Source organism: Rhodopseudomonas parapalustris, from assembly GCF_053772255.1.
In genome coordinates, this window is sequence record NZ_JAMKBZ010000003.1 from 174,648 (window position 1) to 197,050 (window position 22,403).

Annotated in this window: 20 protein-coding genes; 7 read left to right on the forward strand and 13 right to left on the reverse strand. The window is 66.3% G+C overall.

Annotated elements, in window-relative coordinates; all coding sequences use genetic code 11:
- The first annotated feature begins 141 nt into the window (after positions 1–141).
- The gene (locus M9H71_RS04315) at positions 142–2,211 is read left to right on the forward strand and encodes a c-type cytochrome (protein ID WP_455403851.1); all 2,070 of its coding nucleotides are present in this window, start codon (positions 142–144) and stop codon (positions 2,209–2,211) included.
- A gap of 22 nt (positions 2,212–2,233) precedes the next feature.
- Here M9H71_RS04315 and M9H71_RS04320 read toward each other — a convergent pair whose 3' ends face one another.
- From M9H71_RS04320 to cysS, 6 genes are all read right to left on the reverse strand, one after another.
- Complete coding sequence (locus tag M9H71_RS04320; RefSeq protein WP_455403852.1) at positions 2,234–3,643, reverse strand: FAD-binding oxidoreductase; 1,410 nt, start codon at positions 3,641–3,643, stop codon at positions 2,234–2,236.
- 11 nt (positions 3,644–3,654) lie between these two features.
- Positions 3,655–5,211, reverse strand: a complete 1,557-nt coding sequence (locus M9H71_RS04325) for an acetolactate synthase large subunit (RefSeq protein WP_455403853.1) — start codon at positions 5,209–5,211, stop codon at positions 3,655–3,657.
- 181 nt (positions 5,212–5,392) lie between these two features.
- A complete protein-coding gene (gene cimA, locus M9H71_RS04330) occupies positions 5,393–6,991 on the reverse strand; it encodes a citramalate synthase (RefSeq protein WP_455403854.1) in 1,599 nt (532 codons plus the stop codon).
- Positions 6,988–7,497, reverse strand: coding sequence for a GNAT family N-acetyltransferase (locus M9H71_RS04335; RefSeq protein WP_455403855.1), 510 nt, complete (start codon positions 7,495–7,497; stop codon positions 6,988–6,990). Before M9H71_RS04335 ends, cimA begins: the two co-directional genes overlap by 4 nt.
- Entirely contained in the window at positions 7,497–7,628 is a 132-nt protein-coding gene (locus tag M9H71_RS04340) for a hypothetical protein (RefSeq protein WP_455403856.1), read from the reverse strand. Before M9H71_RS04340 ends, M9H71_RS04335 begins: the two co-directional genes overlap by 1 nt.
- 163 nt (positions 7,629–7,791) lie before the next feature.
- Complete coding sequence (gene cysS / locus M9H71_RS04345; protein WP_455403857.1) at positions 7,792–9,183, reverse strand: cysteine--tRNA ligase; 1,392 nt, start codon at positions 9,181–9,183, stop codon at positions 7,792–7,794.
- Between the two features lie 303 nt (positions 9,184–9,486).
- On the opposite strand from cysS, the gene M9H71_RS04350 reads away from it, so the two are divergent.
- The 3 genes from M9H71_RS04350 to M9H71_RS04360 all read left to right on the forward strand — a co-directional run bounded on the left by M9H71_RS04350 (position 9,487) and on the right by M9H71_RS04360 (position 12,605).
- On the forward strand, positions 9,487–9,795 hold the full coding sequence (locus M9H71_RS04350) for a hypothetical protein (protein ID WP_455403858.1): 309 nt from the start codon (positions 9,487–9,489) through the stop codon (positions 9,793–9,795).
- Between the two features lie 196 nt (positions 9,796–9,991).
- A complete protein-coding gene (locus tag M9H71_RS04355) occupies positions 9,992–11,173 on the forward strand; it encodes a DUF2865 domain-containing protein (protein WP_455403859.1) in 1,182 nt (393 codons plus the stop codon).
- Positions 11,174–11,270: 97 nt separating this feature from the next.
- A complete protein-coding gene (locus M9H71_RS04360) occupies positions 11,271–12,605 on the forward strand; it encodes an FAD-dependent oxidoreductase (protein WP_455403860.1) in 1,335 nt (444 codons plus the stop codon).
- Positions 12,606–12,629: 24 nt separating this feature from the next.
- On the opposite strand, the gene M9H71_RS04365 is transcribed toward M9H71_RS04360, so the two are convergent.
- Positions 12,630–13,370, reverse strand: a complete 741-nt coding sequence (locus M9H71_RS04365) for a helix-turn-helix transcriptional regulator (protein ID WP_455403861.1) — start codon at positions 13,368–13,370, stop codon at positions 12,630–12,632.
- A gap of 308 nt (positions 13,371–13,678) precedes the next feature.
- On the opposite strand from M9H71_RS04365, the gene M9H71_RS04370 reads away from it, so the two are divergent.
- Positions 13,679–14,320, forward strand: coding sequence for an HD domain-containing protein (locus M9H71_RS04370; protein WP_455403862.1), 642 nt, complete (start codon positions 13,679–13,681; stop codon positions 14,318–14,320).
- 139 nt (positions 14,321–14,459) lie between these two features.
- On the opposite strand, the gene M9H71_RS04375 is transcribed toward M9H71_RS04370, so the two are convergent.
- From M9H71_RS04375 to rpiA, 6 genes are all read right to left on the reverse strand, one after another.
- Entirely contained in the window at positions 14,460–16,217 is a 1,758-nt protein-coding gene (locus M9H71_RS04375; RefSeq protein ID WP_455403863.1) for an NAD+ synthase, read from the reverse strand.
- Positions 16,218–16,263: 46 nt separating this feature from the next.
- Positions 16,264–16,617 (reverse strand): diacylglycerol kinase, encoded by a 354-nt coding sequence (locus tag M9H71_RS04380; RefSeq protein WP_455403864.1) that lies wholly within the window; start codon positions 16,615–16,617, stop codon positions 16,264–16,266.
- Positions 16,618–16,747: 130 nt separating this feature from the next.
- Positions 16,748–18,136 carry a class II 3-deoxy-7-phosphoheptulonate synthase gene (locus M9H71_RS04385; RefSeq protein WP_110785306.1) on the reverse strand — a complete coding sequence of 463 codons (1,389 nt, stop codon included), beginning with the start codon at positions 18,134–18,136 and terminating at the stop codon, positions 16,748–16,750.
- Between the two features lie 186 nt (positions 18,137–18,322).
- Positions 18,323–19,708: a glutathione-disulfide reductase gene (gene gor, locus M9H71_RS04390; RefSeq protein WP_455403865.1), complete on the reverse strand. Its 1,386-nt coding sequence runs from the start codon at positions 19,706–19,708 to the stop codon at positions 18,323–18,325.
- Positions 19,709–19,725: 17 nt separating this feature from the next.
- On the reverse strand, positions 19,726–20,235 hold the full coding sequence (locus tag M9H71_RS04395; RefSeq protein ID WP_455403866.1) for a DUF2059 domain-containing protein: 510 nt from the start codon (positions 20,233–20,235) through the stop codon (positions 19,726–19,728).
- A gap of 32 nt (positions 20,236–20,267) precedes the next feature.
- On the reverse strand, positions 20,268–20,966 hold the full coding sequence (rpiA, locus tag M9H71_RS04400) for a ribose-5-phosphate isomerase RpiA (protein ID WP_455403867.1): 699 nt from the start codon (positions 20,964–20,966) through the stop codon (positions 20,268–20,270).
- A 150-nt stretch (positions 20,967–21,116) separates the two neighbouring features.
- On the opposite strand from rpiA, the gene M9H71_RS04405 reads away from it, so the two are divergent.
- A complete protein-coding gene (locus tag M9H71_RS04405; protein ID WP_455403868.1) occupies positions 21,117–21,794 on the forward strand; it encodes an HAD-IA family hydrolase in 678 nt (225 codons plus the stop codon).
- Between the two features lie 161 nt (positions 21,795–21,955).
- Entirely contained in the window at positions 21,956–22,402 is a 447-nt protein-coding gene (locus M9H71_RS04410) for a hypothetical protein (protein ID WP_455403869.1), read from the forward strand.
- Position 22,403: the final 1 nt, after the last annotated feature.

The following is a 22,403-nucleotide window of genomic DNA, read 5'->3' on the forward strand; positions in this document are numbered from 1 at the left end:
TGGGCCGAATACCGAACCGCTCGTAACAAGATACCTCTTACGCGCCGGCCAACCGTTGCGATCTAAGGACTCGGCCCGAGTTGAGGCGACCTGACGGCGCGCCTAGCGTCGCACCGCAACAAACCTCGAATCGAGTCCGATATGTCCCAAGCCCGTGGCCGCTCAGCCAAAGCCCTCGCTTTTCTCGCCGCCTCAGCGCTGGTCGTGATCGGAGGCGCGGCGCTGTGGATCATCCAGCCGCCGGCTCTCGACCCCAAGCTCAAAGCTGTCGATATCAAGGTCGATTCCGATCTGATCAAACGCGGCACGTACATCGCGCAGGCGGGCGACTGCGTCGCCTGTCACACCGCCTCCGGCGGCACGCCGATGGCCGGCGGTCTGAAGCTCGACACGCCATTCGGTAGCCTGTGGTCGACCAACATCACGCCCGATCGCGCCACCGGAATCGGTAGTTGGTCGTTCGGCGAGTTCGACCGTGCAATGCGCAAGGGCGTCGCGGCGGACGGCCACAACCTCTATCCCGCGATGCCGTATCCGTCTTACGCCAAGATCAGCGGCGACGACATGGCCGCCCTGTGGGCGTATCTGACCCAGGGCCTCGCACCTGTCGCGCAGGCCAATCGCGCACCAGAGATGAGCTTCCCGTTCAACATGCGGATCGGGCTGGCGTTCTGGAACGTCGCTTTCCTCGATGCGTCGCCGTTCAAGCCGGAGCAGAACCAGGACGCGGTATGGAATCGCGGCGCCTATCTGGTGCAGGGCCTCGGTCATTGCGGCGCCTGCCATACCCCGCGCGGCATCGCCTTCCAGGAAAAGGCGATGAGCGATGCCGGACCACACGGCCGCGACTATCTCGCGGGCGCCAAGGTCGAAAACTGGAATGCGCTGAACCTGCGCGGACTGTGGACGGTGCCTGACACCGTGCAGATGCTGAAGACCGGCCAGAACCGTTTCGCCACCGCGGCCGGCGGCATGACCGATGTGATCCGGCACTCGACCCAGCACATGACCGATCAGGATCTCACCGCGATCGCCACCTATCTGAAGGCGCTGCCGACCGATCGGCCGGCGCCCGCGGCCACCGTGGCTGAAGTGCCGGCGTCGACCTACACCACGCCCGGCGGGCTCGGCTACACGCAGTTCTGCGCGGATTGCCACCGCGGCAACGGCGCCGGCGTGCCGGGCGTATTCCCGCCGCTCGCCGGCAATCCGACGATCGCCGCCCAGGATCCGGCGACGCTGGTCCACATCACCCTCACCGGCTGGAAGACGACAGCGACCGCCGCGCATCCGCGGGTGTGGACGATGCCGTCGTTCGCCCGCCTGAACGATCGCGAGATCGCCGACATCCTGAGCTTCGTCCGGGCCAATTGGGGCGGCAACGCCAGTGCTGTCACGGCCGAGCAGATCGCCGCCGCTCGCGCCGCGCTCGATCCGAAGATCGACACCTCGCGGTTCGAGACGCCGCGGATCGCCGAGATCCTGTCGCAACCGAACGCCGAACAACTGGTGCGCGGCATGCGGCTGAACGCCGAGACTCACACCCTGCTGCCGGACAATGTCGGCAACGATCTCAATTGCGCGTCGTGCCATCTCAACGCCGGCACCGTCGCCGACGGCAGCCCGTATGTCGGTGTCGCGGCGTTCTTCCCGAGCTACGCGCCACGCGCCGGCCGCGTCATCACGTTGGAGGACCGCATCAACGGCTGCTTCCAGCGCTCGATGAACGGCAAACCGCTGCCGGTCGACGGCCCCGACATGAAAGCGATGGTCGCCTATTTCGACTGGATGCAGGGCTCTACCAAGCCGCAAGACAAGGTGCCGGGCCGCGGCGTCGGCAAGGTCGATCGGTCGCTGTTGCCCAATCTCGACAACGGCAAGGAAATCTACGTTGCGCGCTGCGCGGTGTGTCACGGCAACGACGGCGAAGGGCTGAAGGACGCCGCCGGCCGCGTGGTGTATCCGCCGCTGTGGGGACCGCGCTCGTTCAACATCGGCGCCGGCATGGCCCGGACCTACACCGCCGCCGCCTTCGTCAAGCGCAACATGCCGATCGCCAGCCACGACAAATTCCCGCTCGGTCAGGGCGAACTGACCGACCAGGAGGCGATCGACGTCGCCGCCTATTTCAGCCACATGGAGCGGCCGGACTTCCCCGGCAAGGTCAAGGATTGGCCGAAGGACCCGAAGCCGAAGGACGCGCGCTACTGATCGCGGCAGCGGCGTCCCTGCATCAACGGCCCCCGAGCGTCTGCCCGGGGTCGAAGATCTTGCCGGGGTTGAGAATGCCCTTGGGATCGAGCGCCTGTTTCAGCGTCCGCATCAGGGCGATCTCGTTGGCGCTGCGGCTGACATAGAGATACGGCTTCTTCTCCAGGCCGACGCCGTGCTCCGCCGAAACAGAGCCGTTGCAGGCGGCGAGCGGCCGGTACACCAGCGCTTCGACCTTGGGCCGCAGCGCCAGATACTCCATCGGCTTGACCTGCACGACGACGTGCAGATTGCCGTCGCCGAGATGGCCGAAGATCCACAGCCGGTGTTCGCCGATTTCGCTTTCCAGCGTCTCCCGCAACGTCTCGGCATAGCCTTCCATCGCGGCGATCGGCAGCGAGACGTCGAACACGATCGGCAGCCCACCCTGCAGCACCTGGCCGACGTCGTCGCGTAGCGCCCAGAACGAGCGGCAGTCTTCTTCGGACTGCGCGATCGCCGCATCGGCGATCAGGCCGGATTCCAGAGCCGTCTCCATCGCCGCGGTGAAGCGCTGGCCGTGGAGTTCGAGGTCCGAGCCCTGGCTTTCGGCCAGCACGTAGTAAGCATGTTTCTGCCCGATCGGCGGCCTCCCCTTGGCGGGCGGGGTGGTGATCAGCCGGTAGAACGACTGCCACATCACCTCATAGGCCGACAGCGTGCCGCCGAGCGCGCGATCGCAGTGCTTCAAGAACTTCGCCACCGCATCGAAACTGTCGAGACCGACGAACGCCATGTTCGTGGCGAGCGGCTTTTCGCGCAGCCGCAGCACCAGCCGCGTGATCACGCCGAGCGTGCCTTCCGAGCCGATGAACAGCTGCTTGAGATCGTAGCCGGCGTTGTTCTTGATCAGATGGTTGAGCGACGACAGCACGGTACCGTCGGCGAGCACGACTTCGAGGCCGAGGATCATCTCGCGCGTCATGCCGTAGCGGATCACGCGGTTGCCGCCGGCATTGGTGGCGGCGTTGCCGCCAAGCGTGGCTGTGCCGCGCGAGCCGAGATCGAGCGGAAACGCCAGGTCGTGCTTGTCCACCTCTTCCTGCAGCGCCTGCAGCGGCACGCCGGCTTGCACCACCGCAGTCCGCTGCTTCGGGTCGATCTCCTCGATCGTCCGCATCCGCTCCAGCGACAGGATCACTTCGCTGGGTTCGGCATCGGCGCCGTGAACGAGGCCGGTAAGCCCGCCATGGGTGACGACGTGAACGCCGCTCGCATGGCACCAGCGCAGGATTTCGGAGACCTGCTGGGTCGAGGTGGGGCGTACCAGCGCCGCAGCTTTCAGCGTATCGAAGCGATAGGTGCCGGCGGAGCGCTTCGACAGCTCGGCGGCATCCAGCACGCCGCTGTCGCCGACGATGGTCCGGAGTGCGCCGACGATGTCCAGGCTCATCGGCCGCCCCCTCAGATCAAGGCTTCGATCAGCCGCGGGCCGCGCTGGCTCATCGCCGAAGCATATTGCGCGGAGAATTCCTCGGCGGTGGTGGCGCGGCTGGCTTCGACGCCGAGACCATCGGCGATCTTCATCCAGTTCATTTCCGGATTGTGCAGATCGAGCATCGACAGCGCATTGGCGCCCGCGCCCGAGGCACCGACGCGCTGCAGCTCGATGTTGAGGATCGCGTAGGAGCGGTTGGCGTAGATCACCACGGTGACGTCGAGCTGCTCGCGCGCCATCGTCCACAGCGCCTGCATCGTATAGGCGGCACCGCCGTCGCCGTGCGGACACACCACCTTGCGGTCAGGCGCCGCGATCGCCGCGCCGATCGCGAGCGGCAGCCCCTGCCCGATCGAGCCGCCGGTCAGCGGCAGATGGGTGTGCGGCCGCGCCTTCGGCAGGATCATCTGCAACGGCAGGCCGGAGGTGTTGGCCTCCTCGGCATAGATCGCGTGGTCGGGCGTCAGATGCGCGATCGCCTGCGCGACGCCGAGCGAATTGAGCTTGCCCTTCGGCAGCTCCGGCAACACGAGCTGAGTGCGTGCGGCAGGCTCGGCCGGCGCGTCGAGCGCGGCGGCGAGGTCCTTCACCGCCTGCGCGCCATCCTCGTGCGGCTGCGCCAGATAATCGATCAGGCAACCTTCCGGCGCGCCCCAGCTCGGCTTGCCGGGATAGGCGAAGAACGACACCGGCGGCTTGGCGCCGACCAGGATCAGTTGCTCGACGTCTTTGAGGAAGGCGGTGATCTGTTCCGAGAAATACGGGATGCGTTCGAGCGGCACGCGGCCGGCACCGAGTTCGGTCTGCGGCGCGAAGGTGTCGCACAACAGCCGCACGCCGGTCTTGGCTGCGACCCGTCCGGCCGCTTCCAGCGCCTCGCCGAGCAGCGCCGATCCGCGCAGCAGCAGCGCCGATTTCTTGCCGTTCGCGAGCAGCTTGGCAATCGCCTCGACGGTCTCGGCCGCAACCTTGGCCGGACCGATCTCCGGCAGCTTGTGCGCTCCGCGCACGGCCGGATTCCAGGCGACGTCCGCCGGCATGATCAGCGTGGCGATGCCGCCCGGTGCCGCGCGGGCCGCCTGCACGGCGCGCGCCGTATCGCTCGCCACCGCGCCGGCGCTCTTGGATTCATGGATCCAGCTCGACACCGGCCGGGCGAAGCCGGCGATGTCGGAGGTGAGCGGCGCGTCGTATTGCAGATGATAGGTCGCGTGGTCGCCGACGATGTTGACGATCGGCGTCGCGGCGCGGCGGGCGTTGTGCAGATTGGCGAGACCGTTGGCGAGGCCGGGGCCGAGATGTAAGAGGTTCACCGCCGGCTTGCCGGCGATCCGGCCGTAGCCATCGGCGGCGCCGGTGACCACGCCCTCGAACAGGCACAGCACAGGCCGCATCCCGCTGACCGAATCCAGCGCCGCGACGAAGTGCATTTCCGAGGTGCCCGGATTGGCGAAACACACCTCGACGCCGCAATTCACCAGCGTCTGAACGACCGACTGCGCGCCGTTGATCCCGTCACCCACCACGCGTTCTCCCTGCCCCGCCGGCGGACTGCGCCGCGGCTTTTATTCGGTTGACGTGCATGTTGTCAGCGTCTCGGCACATTGACAACCGCCGCACAAACAAAGGGCGCACCGCCGGATCTCGGCGGTACGCCCTTACGCAGAAACGTCAGATCGGGAAAAGGCGCGTGGCGCCGGCCGCTCACACCGGCGCGTTCGACTGCACCAGCTTGTAGACGACCGAATCCATCAGCGCCTCGAACGAGGCGTCGATGATGTTCGGCGACACGCCGATCGTGGTCCAGCGCCGGCCGTCCTCGTCCTCGCTCTCGATCAACACCCGAGTCACGGCCTCGGTACCGCCATTGAGGATACGGACGCGGTAATCGACCAGCTTCAGGCCCTCGATGTACTTCTGATACTTGCCGAGATCCTTGCGCAGCGCGACGTCGAGCGCGTTGACCGGGCCGTTGCCTTCCGCCGCCGAGATCAGCGTCTCACCAGCGACCTCGACCTTGATCACCGCCATCGCCACCGTGACGCGCTCGCCGTGCGAGTTGTAGCGCTGCTCGACATTGACGTCGAACTTATCGACCCGGAAGAACTCCGGCACGGTGCCGAGCGTGCCGCGCGCGAGCAGATCGAACGAAGCGTTGGCCGACTCGTAAGCGTAGCCGGCGGCCTCACGTTCCTTCAGCTTCTCGACCAGACGCGACAGCCGCGGATCGTCGCGATCGAACTGGATGTTGGTCCGCGCCAGCTCGGCCAGCACGTTGGACTTGCCGGCCTGATCCGACACCAGCACCTTGCGATGATTGCCGATCGACTCCGGCGGTACATGCTCATAGGTCTGCGGATCCTTCAGCACCGCCGACGCATGAATGCCGGTCTTGGTGACGAAGGCGCTGCCGCCGACATAAGGCGCGTGCGGATTGGGCGCACGGTCGAGGATGTTGTCGAGCGCGCGCGACACCTGCACCAGGCTCGCCAGCTTGTCGTCGGAGACGCCGATCTCGAACTTGTCGGCGAACTCCTTCTTCAGCTTCAGCGTCGGGATCATCGAGCACAGATTGGCGTTGCCGCAGCGCTCGCCCAGGCCGTTCAGCGTGCCCTGGATCTGCCGCGCGCCGGCCCGCACCGCGGCGAACGAATTCGCCACCGCCTGCTCGGTGTCGTTGTGGGCGTGGATGCCGACATGCGCGCCGGGGATGTGCTTGACCACTTCGCCGACGATGGCCTCGACCTCGTCCGGCATGGTGCCGCCGTTGGTATCGCACAGCACCACCCAGCGCGCGCCGGATTCATACGCCGCCTTGGCGCATTGCAGCGCGAACTCCGGATTGGCCTTGTAGCCGTCGAAGAAGTGCTCGCAATCGACCAGCACCTCGCGCCCCCTGTCCTTGGCGAGCGAGACGCTGTCACGGATCGAGGCGATGTTCTCCTCGTTGGTAGTCTCGAGCGCAACCCGGACCTGATACTCCGACGATTTCGCGACGAAGCAGATCGCATCCGCCTTGGCGTCGATCAGCATCGCGATGCCGGGATCGTTCGACGCCGAGCGGCCCGGCCGGCGCGTCATGCCGAAGGCGGCAAAGGTGGCGCGTTCGAGGTTCTGCTCCGTGCCGAAGAATTCGGTATCGAGCGGATTGGCGCCCGGATAGCCGCCCTCGACGTAATCGATGCCGAGATCGTCGAGCAGCGAGGCGATCAGCTTCTTGTCGTGCAGGGTGAAATCGACGCCGTTGGTCTGGGCGCCGTCGCGCAGCGTGGTGTCGTAGAGATAGAGACGTTCGCGGCTCATGAGGAGGCTCCGGGCGCGGCGGAATCCGCCAGCGACTTTGTCATCGTGGTGTTGGCGAGCCATTCGCCATTGATCGAAACGGTATTGCGCTGCTTGGCTGTGTAGCCGCGCTTGGCGAAGAACTCAGCGGCGTTGTCGCTGGCATCGACGGTGAGCACGAGCGTGCCGCGTGCGCCGGCGAGCTTTTCCAGCGCATCGATCAGCGTGGCACCGACTCCGCGGCCGACGTAATCCGGATGCACGTAGAGCATGTCGATGTGGTCGGGCCCTTTCAGCGAGGCGAAGCCGACCGGCACGCCCTGCAGCGTCGCGATCAGCGTGAGCTGGCCGGCGAGACGCGCGGCGAATTTGGCATCGTCGTCCGCCGCCGAGGCCCAGGCTTCCTGCTGCTCCTCGCTGTAGTCGTCGGCGGTGAGCTGCTCGATCGCCGCCACGAAGATCGCGGCAGTGACCGCCGCATCCTCGGGCAGATATGGCCGCAAGGCGGGTTTGGCGATCGTGCTCATCACCAGAACCCGTACAGCTTCAGCACCAGCGCGGTGGCGCCGGCCAGCAGCACGATCTTCAGCGCGATGTAGTACAGCCAGAGCTTCGGAAACGGCGTATCGGGCCGCCCGGTCGGCTTCTGCTCGGTCATCGCGCGATCTCCGTTGATAGTCTTGCTGCGACTGCAGTCACGCTCGTCATTCCGGGATGCGCTGCGCCAGCAGCGCAGACCCGGAATCCCGAGATTGTAGCGACGAGATTCCGGGTTCGCCCGCTGCGCGGGCGCCCCGGAATGACGGGGTGAGGCCGGCCACTCACCGCGCCAACTCCCACGTCGTCACCGGCTTGCCGTCGGCGTCCTTGCCATCCTTCAGCACCACGCCCATCGCGGCGAGTTCATCGCGGATGCGGTCGGACTCTTTCCAGTCCTTGTTGGCGCGAGCGGCGGCGCGGGCGTCGATCAGCGATTTCGCGGTCGCATCGAGATCGACCGGAGCGCGGACGACCGGCGCGATGCCCAGAAGCTGCATGGCGCCGCAAAGCTCGTCGGCCTTGCCGGCACGGCGCAGCGCGTGAAGTTCGGCGATCATCTTCGGCGTATTGAGGTCGTCGGTCAGCGCGGCGATGACTTCGTCGCAGCGCGCGGGCGTCGCATCCTTGGTGAAGTCCGACCAGTCGAAGATCGCCTTTTCCGCCTCGTGCAGCGCGTCCACGGTCCAGTCGATCGGCTGCCGATAATTCGTCTTCAGCATTGCGAGCCGCAGCGTCGCGCCGTCCCACGACCTGCCGCCGAACTTGTCGGTCGCCAAAAGCTCGCGGATGGTGATGAAATTGCCGAGGCTTTTCGACATCTTCTCGCCTTCGACCTGCAGGAAGCCGTTGTGCATCCAGGTCTGCGCCATGCGCGAGGTGTGGAAGGCGCAGCAGCTTTGCGCGACTTCGTTCTCGTGGTGCGGGAAGACCAGATCGATGCCGCCGCCGTGGATGTCGAAGGTCTCGCCCAGGTGCTTCCACGACATCGCCGAGCACTCGATGTGCCAGCCCGGACGGCCCGGCGTGGCGATGCCGGCCGGCGACGGCCACGACGGCTCGCCGGGCTTCGACGGCTTCCACAGCACGAAGTCGGTGGCGTCGCGCTTATAGGGCGCGACATCGACGCGGGCGCCGGCGATCATCTCGTCGAGCGAGCGGTTGGCGAGCGATCCGTAGCGCGGCAGCACGCCGTTGGCTGCATTCATCGCTCCGGGCGAGAACAGCACATGGTCCTGCTCGACATAGCCGAAGCCGCCGGCGACCAGCTTTTCGATGATGCTGCGCATCTCGCCGATATGCTCGGTGGCGCGCGGCTCGACGGTCGGCCGCAGGCAGCCTAGCGCATCGACGTCGTCGTGGAATTGCCGTTCGGTCTGCTCGGTGACCTTGCGGATCGCCTCGTTCAGCGGCAGGCCGGGATAGTCGCGCGCGGCGCGGTCGTTGATCTTGTCGTCGACGTCGGTGATGTTGCGGACGTATTTGACGTGGGCCTCGCCGTAGAGATGGCGCAGCAGCCGAAACAGCACGTCGAACACGATCACCGGCCGGGCGTTGCCGATATGGGCGAAGTCGTAGACCGTCGGGCCGCAGACATACATCCGCACGTTGGCCGGATCGAGCGGCGCGAAGCGGCGCTTCTCCTTCGTCAGCGTGTCGTAAAGGCGCAATTCCATGGATACCCGTCCCCTGCGGCCGGGCGTCCAGAGCTCTCGATAGGAGAAAAGACGGCCTCAGCCAGCGTGTCAGCTAGCTAATAATCTCGCAGCGAATGCAAATGGCGAGGAAACCGTTCATCGCCGCACCATGGCGAGCGCCCCATCCGTCGTCAAGCCCGTCGATCGCCCGAAGCGCCGGGCGCCCCCCGATTTTCGTCGCGACCGGCGCACGATTCCGCCCCAGGTTCCGCCGCATGGTTAACGATTCTTAACCCTTCTAAGGGTATCGGATGGAGGTCATCCCCTCGTTCCTGGTGCGCCATGAAACTGATTCCCGCCCTCCTCGCCGGTGCAGCGCTGGTTGCAGCGTCGGCGGCCTTTGCCGATAGCCGGGTCTTCATCGTCGCCAATCAGCCCGACGGTTACGGCGTCGACCTGTGCCTCGCCCGCAGCGAGAAATGCGGTGCCCCGGCAGCCGCGGCCTACTGCCAGTCCCGCGAATTCGCCCAGGCGGTGGCCTATCGGCGGGTCGATCCGGACGAAATCACCGGCGCGGTGCCGAAATCGACCAATCCGGCCTGTGCCCATGGCGGCTGCAGCGAGTACGTCGCCATCACCTGCCAGCGCTGACGGCATCCCGACCGGCCGGCCACCGGTGGCGGCTTCGCCACAGAGACGCCCCGGAAACGACGTGACCCTGCCGAAAGAAGCGGCTAAGAACCGGGCGTCGCCGCGGGCTCAACGGGAGCTTTCCGCGGCCCGATCGTGCGAATTTGTCGAGGTGATTCGGCGGATCGCCGACGTCATCCCCCGTTCGGATTGCTGAATGCCCGACATGTTCGACTCCGCGACTCGTTTCCGCATGTTCGCCGGCGCTGTCGCACTCGCCGCATCGACCCTGTCTTCGGCCGCGATTGCCCAGCAAGGCTATCCGCCCTCGCCCGGCTACAACTCGCCGGGCTATCAGCAGGCGCCGCCCGCCGGCGCGCAGGGCGGCCAGGTCAACCCGATCTGCCCGCGGCTGGAAGCGCAGCTCGCCTCGATCGACCGCGGCGGCATGGACCAGGGCCGCGCCGACCAGATCCGTCGTTTCGAAGATGCCGCCAACCGCCAGCAGGCCGAGCTCGACCGCGTCAGCATGCAGGCCAAGCGGATGGGCTGCGAAAGCTCCGGCTTCTTCTCGCTGTTCAGCGGCCAGTCGGCGCAATGCGGCCCGATCAACAACCAGATCCAGCAGATGCGCGGCAATCTCGACCAGATGAATTCCTCGCTGGAGCGGCTGCGCAGCGGCGGCCCCGGCGGCAACGACCGCGAAAATCAGCGCCGCTCGGTGATCCAGTCGCTGGCGCAGAACAATTGCGGCCCGCAATACGCTGCAGCCGCCCAGCAGCAGGGCGGCGGCCTGTTCAACAATCTGTTCAACGGCGGCAACAGCAGCCCGGCGCCGGGGTTCGGCATGCCGGGCGGCGACTACGGCAACGCCGAGGGCGGCACCTTCCGCACCGTCTGCGTCCGCAGCTGCGACGGCTACTACTTCCCGATCTCGTTCGCCACCGTGCCGAGCCGGTTCGCCGACGACGAGCGCACCTGCAAGAGCCTGTGCCCCGCCTCGGAGGCGTCGCTGTACGCCTATCGCAATCCCGGGCAGGACATGAACCAGGCGGTCTCGATCAGCGGCCAGCCCTACACCTCGCTGCCGAACGCCTTCCGCTATCGCCAGTCGTTCAACCCGTCCTGCAGCTGCAAGCCGGCGAACCAGACCTGGGCCGACGCCATGAAGGGCGTCGACGATCGCTCCGCCGCCGAGCATGGCGACATCATCGTCACCGAAGAGAGCGCCAAGAAGCTGTCGTCGCCGCCGGCGCAGCGCACCTCCGCGAAGAACGGCGGCAAGGCCGCGCCCGCCACCGCGTCCAATCAGCCGGACCCCGGCGCGCCCGCGACCGATCCGAGCAAGATCCGCACCGTCGGTCCGAAATTCTACCAGACCCCGCCGACCGCCCAGTAAGCAGCGATCGGCGCCATCAAATAGCCCATCGGAGCTATAGCCCGCTCCGACTGTCCTCCCCTAGCCTTTCGCATCGCGTGACGGCTTCGGAGGACAGATGCGGATCATCGTGGTGGGCGGCGGCATCGCCGGCATGGGCGCGGCGGATCGGCTGCGCGAAGCCGGCCACGACATCGTCCTCATCGAACAGGACGCCGAGGCCGGCGGCCGCTGCCGCTCGGTGCAATGGCACGGCGTCTGGGCCGTCACCGGCGCGTTCGCCTTCCTCGGCGCCGAGACCAATCTGATCGATCTTGCCCGCAAGCTCGGCATCTACCAGCCGGATGCGATCGCCGATCTCACCGCCGCTCATCGCTGGAACGTGCTGGTCGAGCGCAGCCGCACCGTCGGCTTCGGCGCGTTCGATCTCGTCAGCGCCGCCAGGCATCCCGCCATCCCACTGGTCGAGAAAGCCAAGCTGCTGGCGACGCTGCCGAAGCTGGCGCAGGTCGCGGTCACCGGCGATCCACGCGACATCACCACCGCCGCGGCGCTCGACGACGTCAACGCCTGCGAGTATTTCCGCAAGTTCTCGCCGACCTTCGTCGATTACTTCCTGGAGCCCTGCGTGGCGATGTTCTGCGGCTACGGCGCGGACGATTACTCGCTCGCCTGGACGGCGTGGAGCACCGCCGGGCGGCTGTCCTGGTCCGGCGACCAGATCTGGAGCTTCAAGGAACGCGGCGCCGGGCGGATCACCTACGAGCTCGGCCGCAGCCTCGCCGCCGATCCCAGGGTCGAGGTCCGGCTCGGCTGCGCCGCCGCCGAGGTCCGGCATCACGCAAGCGGTGTCGAGGTCGACATCGTCGCCGAAGGCCGCGCCGAGACTATCCGCGGCGATGCGGTGGTGATGGCGGTGCCCGGCAACAAGGTGGCGGCGCTGATGCTGACTCTGGACGCCGAGCGGCGCACGTTCTTCGACGCGATCGACTATGCGGGCCATCACATCGTGTACTACCTGCTCGACCGCCCCAAAGGCGATCTGCTCGACACCTACGTGCTGCCCGCCGCCGACGGCTTCCGCCGCACCGGCAATCTGCGCTTCACCGACATGGGTAACGGCACCACTTTTGCGCATTCGCAGTGGAAGGATTGGGGCTGCCGCCAGCACGCCGGCGCCGGCACCGCCGAGCTGCTGACGATCGCCTGGGCCGACGTGGTCGAGGCGCTGCCGCAGCTTGCCGACACCCGCGTGATCGACAGCTTCATCTCCCAGCAGCCCGACGCGATCTGCAAGCGGCCGAAGGGCTACATCGGCAAGCTCCGCCGGTTCCTCGATCTCGGGCCACTGCCGCGGGTGGCGTTCTGCGGCGACTATCTCACCAACAGCACGGTCGGCCAGGCGCACTGGTCGGGATTGACGGCCGCACAGGAGCTGATGGCGCGGATCTGAGTGAACGCTCGCAGCGCGCGGCGATCAGCGCGGCTCACCGGACCGCGCATTCCACAGCGCGCTCAGCTCGGTGCGATTTCGCACGCCGGCCTTGTGCAGCACCGCGCGCATCTGGTTCTTGATCGTCCACGGGCTGGTGGCCAGCATCCGGGCGATCGATTTGTTGGAATGGCCGGCCGAAGCAAGCGCCGCGACCTCGCGCTCGCGTGGGGAGAGCGACGGCGGCGGATCGTTGCCGGCACAGAGCGGCACCGTCGCCGCGCCGCTCGCGATGACGCCGTGATACGCCATCTCCAATAACGGAAGCAGCGCCAGCGCCAGCCCGCGGTCACGTTCGTCGAAATCGCCGTGCCCGGCGTCGCGCACCAGACTGAGCGCGCCGACGATGCGGTTCTGCTCGCGCAGCGCCAGGATCAGCACAAAGCCGGCGCCGCTGCCCGCCAACAGCGGCTCGCGCGGCAGGGTTGCGCGGCGGGCTGCCGGCAGCAACTCCGACAAACGCACCACGCCATTGTCCGACGCCTCCCGATCGAGCCAATCCCGGATCGGATCGCGCGCCCTCACCTCGGCGCAATAATGCGCCTTGCACCAGGCCGGCCAGTTGACGAAGTGCATGTCGCCCGGCCGCCCGCGCCGTCGATCGGCGAGCACCGCACGCGACGCCCCGAACACCGGCCGCAGCGACAGCATCGCGGCTTGCGCGAACCCCGCAGGCGTGGCGGGGCGCGACAGATCGGAGGCGGCGGCGGGATCAGGAATCGACATCGGCGCTCGCTAGGATCCACGGCGACGCAATGCCGATCGCTGAGCGGCGGCTGCGCTGCCTCGTCAGCCTATCAAATAGCGGGACGGCGAAATCGGCAAGGGCAACGACGGGTTTCCGTAGGCAGTATATAATTGGCTCATCACGCGCACGAGGCCGCCATGACGTCTCGGATAGCCAGAATCACGACGAGCTGCCGGAAGCCTTTCATTTCGCAGGCGCCCAAGTTTTCATCCGCCGCGATCCAAGCACCGGCAACCGGGAGCAAATCATAAGCAGGACATGAACCGTCCAATTTTGTGGATAGCGGATGTTGTACGACCAATTCCCTCACCCCGCGCTGGCTCAATCTCTGCTCCCGCACGCATTTGATGTCCGTGAAGGGGCTCATGATGAAGCTCATTTGCTGCGCGTCTGGCGCAATGTCGCGAAGATCACGAGTCACGAAGGCGGTGATACCGAGATATTAGTCGCTGCAACGATCCTTCACGACTGCGTATGGATCGATAAGGGTTCACCAGAGCGAAAAAGGGCGTCGCGCTTCGCGGCGGAGCAGGCGGATCGAGTTCTGTCCGCACAGGGATGGTCACGTGACCGTAGAGACCGAGTTTGCCACGCCATTGAAGCACACAGCTTCTCCGCCGGAATTGATCCGGTCAGCCTCGAAGCAAAGATTCTCCAGGACGCGGACCGCTTGGACGCCATGGGTTGGATCGGCGTGGCGCGCTGCTTCTATCTCGCGGGAACTCGCAGAGCCCGAATCTACGACTTTGAGGATCCGACAGCTGCACGAAGGCAGCTCGACGATGCCTCTTATGCCCTGGACCACTTCCAGACCAAGTTGCTCGGGCTGGGGAAAAATTTCTGCACTGCTACGGGGCGCGAAATGGCGGCACAGCGATCCGCCAAACTTGAAGAGTTTTACCAAGGCATTCTAGACGAGCTGGGCTAACCCATCGTTTTGAAGATCTGCTCCCGCGCTTTTCGCTTTCGGTTCATCCGAACTTGTCGGATGCGAGGTTAGACTTGCGCAGACAAATGGAGAGCGCGAGCGGCAGCTATAAGACGCCGTCGTCCTTCATCCGCCGTCCCTACCCCTCGAACGCCTCGCTCGACGCCCGCCCAGCCTTCGCCACCAGCGTCTCGTCCGGCACCGGCAGCGCTTCCGCCTTATCGCGAAAACGGTTGGTGATCGGGTAGCGGCGGTCGCGGCCGAAGTTTTTGCGGGTGACCTTGACGCCTGGGGCCGCTTGGCGGCGCTTGTATTCGGCGATGTTGAGCAGGCGGTCGATGCGGACGACGGTGTCCTTGTCGAAGCCTTCGGCGACGATGCTGGCGAGCGGCTCCTCGCGTTCGACCAGCCGCTGCAGGATGGCGTCGAGCACGTCGTAAGGCGGCAGCGAATCCTGGTCGGTCTGGTTTTCGCGCAGCTCCGCGGTCGGCGGGCGAATGATGATGCTTTCGGGGATCACCTCGCCGTCCGGACCGAGCGCGTCGTCCGGCTTCCAGCGGTTGCGCAACGACGACAGCCGGAACACCTGCGTCTTGTAGATGTCCTTGATCGGGTTGAAGCCGCCGTTCATGTCGCCGTACAGCGTGGCGTAGCCGACGCTCATCTCCGATTTGTTGCCGGTTGTCACCACCATCGCGCCGGTCTTGTTGGAGATCGCCATCAGCAGCGTGCCGCGGGTGCGCGCCTGCAAATTCTCTTCGGTGATGTCGCGTTCGAGCCCCGCGAACGGCTTCGCCAGGATCGCCTCGAAGCCTTCGACGGCTTGCGCGATCGGCAGCACCTCGTAGCCGAAGCCGAGCGCGCCCGCGAGGCGGCCGGCGTCGTCGAGCGACACCTGCGCGGTGTAGCGGAACGGCAGCATCACGCCGCGAACCTTGTCGGCGCCGAGCGCATCGACCGCGATCGCCGCGCACAGCGCCGAGTCGATGCCGCCGGAGATGCCGAGCAGCACGCCGGGAAAGCCGTTCTTGCGGACGTAGTCGCGCAGGCCCAGCACGCAGGCGGCGTAGTCCGCCTCGTCGCCTTCGAGCAACGGCGCGACCGGTCCGTCGCAGCGCCAGCCCGCCGCGCCCCGCACGAAGCTCAGCGTGGTGACGCTCTCGACGAAGCCGGGCAACTGAGCGGCCAGCGTGCGATCGGCGTTGAGCACGAACGAGGCGCCGTCGAACACCAATTCGTCCTGGCCGCCGACCTGATTGACGTAGACCAGCGGCAGATCGCTCTCGGTGACGCGCGCCACCGACACCGACATCCGCATGTCGGTCTTGCCGCCTGCGTAAGGCGAGCCGTTCGGCACGATCAGGATTTCGGCGCCGGTCTCGGCCAGACACTCGACGACGTTCTCGTACTCGTCGGATTCCTCCAGCCAGGTGTCCTCGCAGATCGGCACGCCGATCCGCACTCCGCGGATCGTCATCGGGCCGGAGACGGGGCCGCGGGAAAACACTCGCTTCTCGTCGAACACGCCGTAGTTCGGCAGATTGACCTTATGGCGGATCGCCGCGATCCGGCCGCCGTCGAGCAGCGCGCAGGCGTTGTAGAGCTTGCCGCCGTCCACCCAGGGCGAGCCGATCAGCATCGCCGGGCCGCCGTCGGCGGTCTCGCGCGCCAGCTCCTCGATGGCGGCGCGGCAGGCTGCCTGGAACGCCGGCTTCAGCACCAGATCTTCCGGCGGGTAGCCGGCGATAAACAATTCCGGATAGACGATCAGGTCGGCGCCATCGGCGGCGGCCTGGCGACGCGCGGCGCGGGCCTTGTCGGCATTGCCGGCGATGTCGCCGACCGTCGGGTTGAGCTGGGCGAGCGAGATCGTCAGGCGGGCGGCATTTTCGGTCATGGCCGAGATGTAGCCGCAGGCCGCGGCCTCCGCAATCGGCGCTGCGTCAGAGCAGCCCCAGCCGCTCAGCCAGCGCGAACAGCCAGAACAAGCCGGCGATCGCCAGCGCAACGCCGACCGCGGCCGAGCCCATATCCTTGACCCGGCCGATCTGCGGGTCGTGTTCGGTGGTGAGCCGGTCGGCGAGCTTTTCGATCGCGGTGTTGAGCAGCTCGACCGTGAGCACCAGCGCCACCACAGCGACCAGTTCGACGCGCCGCGCCGCCGTGGCGCCGATCAGCCAGGCGGCCGGAACGGCGAGCACGAGCGCAACCAGCTCCTCGCGGATCGCCTGCTCGGAGCGGATCGCGAATTTCAGTCCGCGCCACGAATTGATGGTCGCCCGCCAGAACCTCAGCACGGGTTCACGCCTCTGATCTCCGTCGTCACTCCCACGCCGGCCGCGGGCAGCCTCGTTCAGGGAAGCTCGAACATGCGAATGGCCGGGACGAGCCCGGCCATCGCTTAGCGGATCGTGATCGCGGCGCCGATCAGAGCCCGGCCGCCGCCTGCAGCGGGCTGGCTTTGCCGGCGCGGCCCTGCTTGAGCAGATCCGCGATCAGGAACGCCATGTCGATCGACTGTTCGGCGTTGAGCCGCGGATCGCAGGCGGTGTGATAGCGGTTGTTGAGGTCTTCGTCGGTGATGGCGCGGGCGCCGCCGAGGCACTCGGTGACGTTCTGGCCGGTCATCTCCAGATGCACGCCGCCTGCATGCGTCCCCTCCGCGGCATGGACCGCGAAGAACGAGCGCACTTCCGACAGGATACGGTCGAACGGGCGGGTCTTGTAGCCGGAGTTCGACGTGATGGTGTTGCCGTGCATCGGATCGCACGACCACACCACGGTCCGGCCCTCGCGCTTGACGGCGCGGACCATCGCCGGGAGGTGCTCGCCGATCTTCTCATGGCCGAAACGGCCGATCAGCGTCAGCCGGCCCGGTTCGTTGTCGGGATTGAGGATGTCGATCAGCTTGAGCAGTTCGTCGGTCTTCAGCGACGGACCACACTTCAGGCCGATCGGATTCTTGATACCGCGGAAATACTCGACATGGGCGTGGTCGAGCTGACGGGTGCGGTCGCCGATCCACAGCATGTGGCCGCTGGTCGCGTACCAGTCGCCGGTGGTCGAGTCGACGCGGGTCATCGCCTGCTCGTAGCCGAGCAGCAGCGCTTCGTGGCTGGTGTAGAAATCGGTGGTGCCGAGCGAGGAATCGACCGCGAAGGTCAGACCGCAGGCGCGCATGAAATCGAGCGCACCGGAGACGCGATCGGCGAGATCCGCATAGGCCTTCGACTGCGGACTGTCGCTGACCGACTGCAGCATCCAGCTATGCACGTTCTCGACGCTGGCGTAGCCGCCCTTGGCGAAGGCGCGCAGCAGGTTCAGCGTCGCAGCCGACTGCCGGTAGGCTTCGATCTGCCGGCGCGGATCGGGCACGCGGGCTTCTTCGGTGAAGGCGACGTCGTTGATGATGTCGCCGCGATAGCTCGGCAGCTCGACGCCGTCGCGCTTCTCGACCGGAGCCGAACGCGGCTTGGCGAACTGGCCGGCGATGCGGCCGACCTTCACCACCGGCGAGGCGCCCGCATAGGTCAGCACGATCGCCATCTGCAGGAAGACGCGGAACAGGTCGCGGATGTTGTTGGCGCCGTGCTCGGCGAAGCTTTCGGCGCAGTCGCCGCCCTGGAGCAGGAAGGCGTCGCCGGCCGCGACGGTCGCCAGTGCCTTCTTCAGGTTGCGCGCCTCGCCCGCAAACACCAGCGGCGGAAAGCTCGTGAGCTGCGCCTCGACATCCGCAAGCGCCTTCGCGTCGGGATATTGCGGCATCTGCTGCACCGGCTTGGCGCGCCAGCTATCGGGTGTCCAGCGTTCGGACATAGGCCACTCCTGAAGAAACAAGCCGCCAGTTAAAAATGGGTCGCGGCGGCCGCGTTATACACAGCCGCCCAGCCAACCGCTAGTTGGAAATCCGCCCAAGGATACAACCCCTTGCGGGAAAAGCCTATTTTGTTGTCGGGGGCGGCTCGCCTGAAATGTCGGCAGACCGCCCGGCCCCGGCAGCGGCTATTCCGCGGCTTCGCGGAGGTAGCGCGCGCTGCGGGTGCGCATCGTCACCAGCTCTTCGGCGGCGGTCGGGTGCAGCGCCATGGTGCCGTCGAAGTCGGCCTTGGTGGCCTTCAGCTTCATCGCGACCGCCACCACCTGAACCATCTCGGCGGCGTCAGGGCCGACGATATGGCAGCCGAGCAAGCGGTCGGTGGTGCCGTCGACGATCAGCTTCATCAGCACGCGCGACTGGCTGCCCGAGATCGTCCCCTTCATCGGGCGGAAATCGGTCTTGTAGATGTCGACGACGTTGTACAGCGCCCGTGCCTGGGCTTCGGAGAGCCCGACCGTGCCGACCTGCGGCTGCGAGAACACCGCGGTCGGAACGCAGGCATAGTCGACCAGGATCTCTTTGCCGCCGAACACATTGTCGGCGAAGGCATGGCCCTCGCGGATCGCCACCGGGGTCAGATTGGTGCGATGGGTCACGTCGCCGACCGCATAGATGTGCGGCACCGAGGTGCGGCAGTGGTCGTCGACGGCGATGCCGCCATTGTCCGGATTGATCGCGACGCCGGCCTTTTCGAGGCCGAGATTGGCGACCGCCGGATGCCGGCCGATCGCGAACATCACCTGATCCGACGCGATGCTGGAGCCGCTCGACAGATGCGAGGTGTATTCCTCGCCGAGCTTCTCGACAGCCGTCACGGTGCAGCCGGTGATGATGGTGATGCCCGCCCGCTCCATCTCGGTGCGGACATGGGCGCGCACGTCCTCGTCGAAGCCGCGCAAAATATTGTCGCCGCGGTAGACGACCGTGACGTCCGAGCCGAGGCCGGCGAAGATGCAGGCGAATTCGAGTGCGATGTAGCCGCCACCCTGGATCAGGATGCGCTTCGGCTGCTTTTCGAGGTGAAACACCTCGTTGGAGGAGATCACATGCTCGATGCCGGGAATCGCTTTGCCGTGATTGGGCGCGCCGCCGGTCGCAATCAGGATGGTCTTGGCCCGCACCTTTTCGCCGGTCGACAGCAACAGCGTATGCGGGTCCTCGAACACCGCGCGCGCCTTGACGGTGCGGGCGCCCGCCTTCTCGACATTGCTGGCATAGATCTGTTCGAGCCGCGCGATTTCCTTGTCCTTGTTGGCGATCAGCGTCGCCCAGTCGAACTCGGCGGTCGGAATCGTCCAGCCGAAGCCGGCCGCATCGCGGATCTCCTCGTGGACCTGAGAGGCGTAGACCATCAGCTTCTTCGGCACGCAGCCGCGGATCACGCAGGTGCCGCCGAACCGATACTCCTCGGCGACGACGACGCGGGCGCCATAGCCGGCTGCGATTCGTGCGGCTCTCACGCCGCCCGAGCCACCGCCGATAACAAACAGGTCCGCGTCGAAGTCGCTCATGTCGCCTCTCTGATCGATCAGATGTTCTTGCCGCGCTTGCGCATCTCGCCGCGGAATTCGCCGTTCACTTCCTCGGCGAACTTCTGCGCCCACTGATTCATGAACTGCATGCTTTCGGCAATCGACTTCGGCTCCTGAGTCAGCAGCTTCTGGCCGAGCGGCGACTTGTAGAAGGTGACGAGGTCCTTGAGCTCCTGCTCGGTGAAGTCGGTGGCGTAGATCTTCGCCATGCCCTCGCCGATCTCCTTCTCGCGGCCCGCCATCTTCTTGGCGATCACCACCGCGACCTCCTTCAGGTCCTGCTGATAGTTCAGGTTGCTCTGCATCAGCGTGTCCATAGTGCGCTGAATGATGTTGGGCACCGCTTGGGCGTAGATCGCGCCGGCGCGCTTCAGTTGCAGGATCTCCTTGGCGTAGGCGATCGAGGCCGGCGACGGCTGCTTGCCCTGCGCCTGTGCCTGATGCCCGACCATCGCCAAGCCGAACACCAGAGCGGCGGCCAGCAATGCCTTCGACAGATATTTCATTCCAATTCTCCTGAGATGCAGCTTATCGGCGCTCATGCGCGTTCGATGGTTCGAATTCCGGCAGCCCCAGCCAGCACGACGGTTCGCGCCAGTCCGACGAACAGCCCGTGCTCGACTACGCCCGGGACGGCACACAACGACTGCGCCAAGCGAGGAGCATCGGGTATCCGCCCGAGATGGGCATCGAGGATCCAGTGGCCACCATCGGTGACAAAAGCATGGCCGTCCTTGCCGGACCGGAGCTTTAATTCGCCGGTACAACCAGCCGCAGCGAAGACCTGCAGCAGCGCCCGGCGGGTCGCCGCCAGACCGAACGGAATCACTTCGATCGGCAGCGGAAAGCGGCCGAGGCTGTCTACCAGCTTGGATTCGTCCGCGATCACGATCATGCGATCCGAGGCGGCCGCGACGATCTTCTCCCGCAGCAGCGCCCCGCCGCCGCCTTTGATCAGATCGAGATGCGCATCGACCTCGTCGGCACCGTCAACGGTGATGTCGAGGTGGTCGATCTCGTCGAGTGTCGTCAGTTTGATACCGCAGCGCTCGGCATCGGCCCGAGTCGCTTCCGACGTCGGCACGCCCACCACATTGAGGCCGGCGCGGACGCGTTCGCCCAGCAGCTCCACGAAATGCTTGGCGGTCGACCCGGTCCCGAGCCCGAGCTTCATGCCGTCGCGCACATGCTCCATAGCCTGAGCCGCAGCACGGCGCTTCAACTCTTCCTTGTCCATGACCTGGCCACCCGTTTCCCGCCTGCAAATCGTCCCTGGCGCGGCGCAGGCATATCTAGCGGCGTTTGCGCGCCTCGAACAGCACCGATTCCGGTGGCCAGGACGTTGTGAGCGGTTGCAGAAAGACGCAGAGAACGCTAGCGATCAACCATGACCACATCTCCCATTGTTGTCTTCGATCTCGACGGCACGCTGATCGATACCGCGCCCGACCTGATCAACGCCCTGAATTTCATCCTGGTCCGCGAGGGCATGCCGGCCGTGCCGATGGCCGTCGCGCGAAACATGATCGGGCAAGGCGCACGGCGCCTGCTCGAGCGCGGCCTCGAACTCGACGGCCGCACCATCGCCCAGGACGACGTCAACCGGCTGACGGTCGATTTCATCGACTATTACGCCGCTCACATCGCCGACGAGTCGCGCCCGTTCGAAGGGCTGGAAGCGACCCTCGACGAGCTGTCTGAGAGCGGCTACCGCTTCGCGGTCTGCACCAACAAGCTGGAATGGTTGTCGAAGCTGCTGCTGGACCGGCTCGGGCTCAGCCCGCGCTTTGCGGCGATCTGCGGCGCCGACACGTTCGGCGTGGCCAAGCCCGACCCCGCGATCCTGCGCGAAACCGTCGCCAAGGCCGGCGGCGACCTGTCCATGACGGTGATGGTGGGGGATGCCGGGCCGGATGTCGGCGTGGCGCGGCGCGCCGGCGTGCCGGTGATCGGGGTGGAGTTCGGCTACACCGAAGTCCCGATTGCGGAGCTGGAACCCGACCTTTTGGTCGGCCATATGCGCGAGCTTCCACAGGCCGTCGGACGGCTGCTGCCGCGGCGCTGATCCGCGGCTGATACCGTTGAAATTGTGGCGAAATTCAGTTCACCATCAGATCGCGTTAACTAACTCTTAAGTTTGTCAGGGGCGCGGTTGCCAGCGTTGCGGCAGGCTCCTATGGTCCGCCCGGGACTGTGGCTGATCGCCGCAATAACGGATGGGATAACATGCGTCACCTGGTTGTCATCGCCCTGGCTGGGCTCTCGCTGGGCGGTTGCGCGTCGATGTCCGACGCATTCAAGTCAACGCCGCCGGACGTTACGGTACAGCTCGACTCGGTTCCGCCGGGTGCCGATGCCATGGCCTCCACCGGCCAAAGCTGTAAGACCCCCTGCTCGGTCAAAGTGCCGCCGGCCGACTTCAACGTGACCTTCACGATGGACAAGTTCCAGACGGCGACGGTTCCGGTTCAGGTCGTGGTCACGCCCGGCAGCTTCATGTCCGAAGGCACCACGACGGTGACACCGAACCCGGTCACCGCAGAGCTGCAGCCGGCGAAGCCGGCCCGCAGGGCGCGTCATGCGAGCAAGCGCAAGCCGAAGCCGGCAGCCGCAGCGCCCGCAAGCGAAGCCCCGGCGGCGGCCTCGCCGTTCCCCGCGCCGGCGGCGCGCTGAG

Bases quoted from the DNA above. Each gene is read 5' to 3' on its own strand.
- M9H71_RS04335 (WP_455403855.1), bottom strand. From the start codon at position 7,497: ATGAGCACGATCGCCAAACCCGCCTTGCGGCCATATCTGCCCGAGGAT.
- M9H71_RS04410 (WP_455403869.1), top strand. From the start codon at position 21,956: ATGCGTCACCTGGTTGTCATCGCCCTGGCTGGGCTCTCGCTGGGCGGT.
- M9H71_RS04355 (WP_455403859.1), top strand. From the start codon at position 9,992: ATGCCCGACATGTTCGACTCCGCGACTCGTTTCCGCATGTTCGCCGGC.
- M9H71_RS04370 (WP_455403862.1), top strand. From the start codon at position 13,679: ATGTTGTACGACCAATTCCCTCACCCCGCGCTGGCTCAATCTCTGCTC.
- rpiA (WP_455403867.1), bottom strand. From the start codon at position 20,966: ATGGACAAGGAAGAGTTGAAGCGCCGTGCTGCGGCTCAGGCTATGGAG.
- cimA (WP_455403854.1), bottom strand. From the start codon at position 6,991: ATGAGCCGCGAACGTCTCTATCTCTACGACACCACGCTGCGCGACGGC.
- gor (WP_455403865.1), bottom strand. From the start codon at position 19,708: ATGAGCGACTTCGACGCGGACCTGTTTGTTATCGGCGGTGGCTCGGGC.
- M9H71_RS04405 (WP_455403868.1), top strand. From the start codon at position 21,117: ATGACCACATCTCCCATTGTTGTCTTCGATCTCGACGGCACGCTGATC.
- M9H71_RS04395 (WP_455403866.1), bottom strand. From the start codon at position 20,235: ATGAAATATCTGTCGAAGGCATTGCTGGCCGCCGCTCTGGTGTTCGGC.
- M9H71_RS04350 (WP_455403858.1), top strand. From the start codon at position 9,487: ATGAAACTGATTCCCGCCCTCCTCGCCGGTGCAGCGCTGGTTGCAGCG.
- M9H71_RS04385 (WP_110785306.1), bottom strand. From the start codon at position 18,136: ATGTCCGAACGCTGGACACCCGATAGCTGGCGCGCCAAGCCGGTGCAG.
- M9H71_RS04320 (WP_455403852.1), bottom strand. From the start codon at position 3,643: ATGAGCCTGGACATCGTCGGCGCACTCCGGACCATCGTCGGCGACAGC.
- M9H71_RS04360 (WP_455403860.1), top strand. From the start codon at position 11,271: ATGCGGATCATCGTGGTGGGCGGCGGCATCGCCGGCATGGGCGCGGCG.
- M9H71_RS04375 (WP_455403863.1), bottom strand. From the start codon at position 16,217: ATGACCGAAAATGCCGCCCGCCTGACGATCTCGCTCGCCCAGCTCAAC.
- cysS (WP_455403857.1), bottom strand. From the start codon at position 9,183: ATGGAATTGCGCCTTTACGACACGCTGACGAAGGAGAAGCGCCGCTTC.
- M9H71_RS04340 (WP_455403856.1), bottom strand. From the start codon at position 7,628: ATGACCGAGCAGAAGCCGACCGGGCGGCCCGATACGCCGTTTCCGAAG.
- M9H71_RS04315 (WP_455403851.1), top strand. From the start codon at position 142: ATGTCCCAAGCCCGTGGCCGCTCAGCCAAAGCCCTCGCTTTTCTCGCC.
- M9H71_RS04365 (WP_455403861.1), bottom strand. From the start codon at position 13,370: ATGTCGATTCCTGATCCCGCCGCCGCCTCCGATCTGTCGCGCCCCGCC.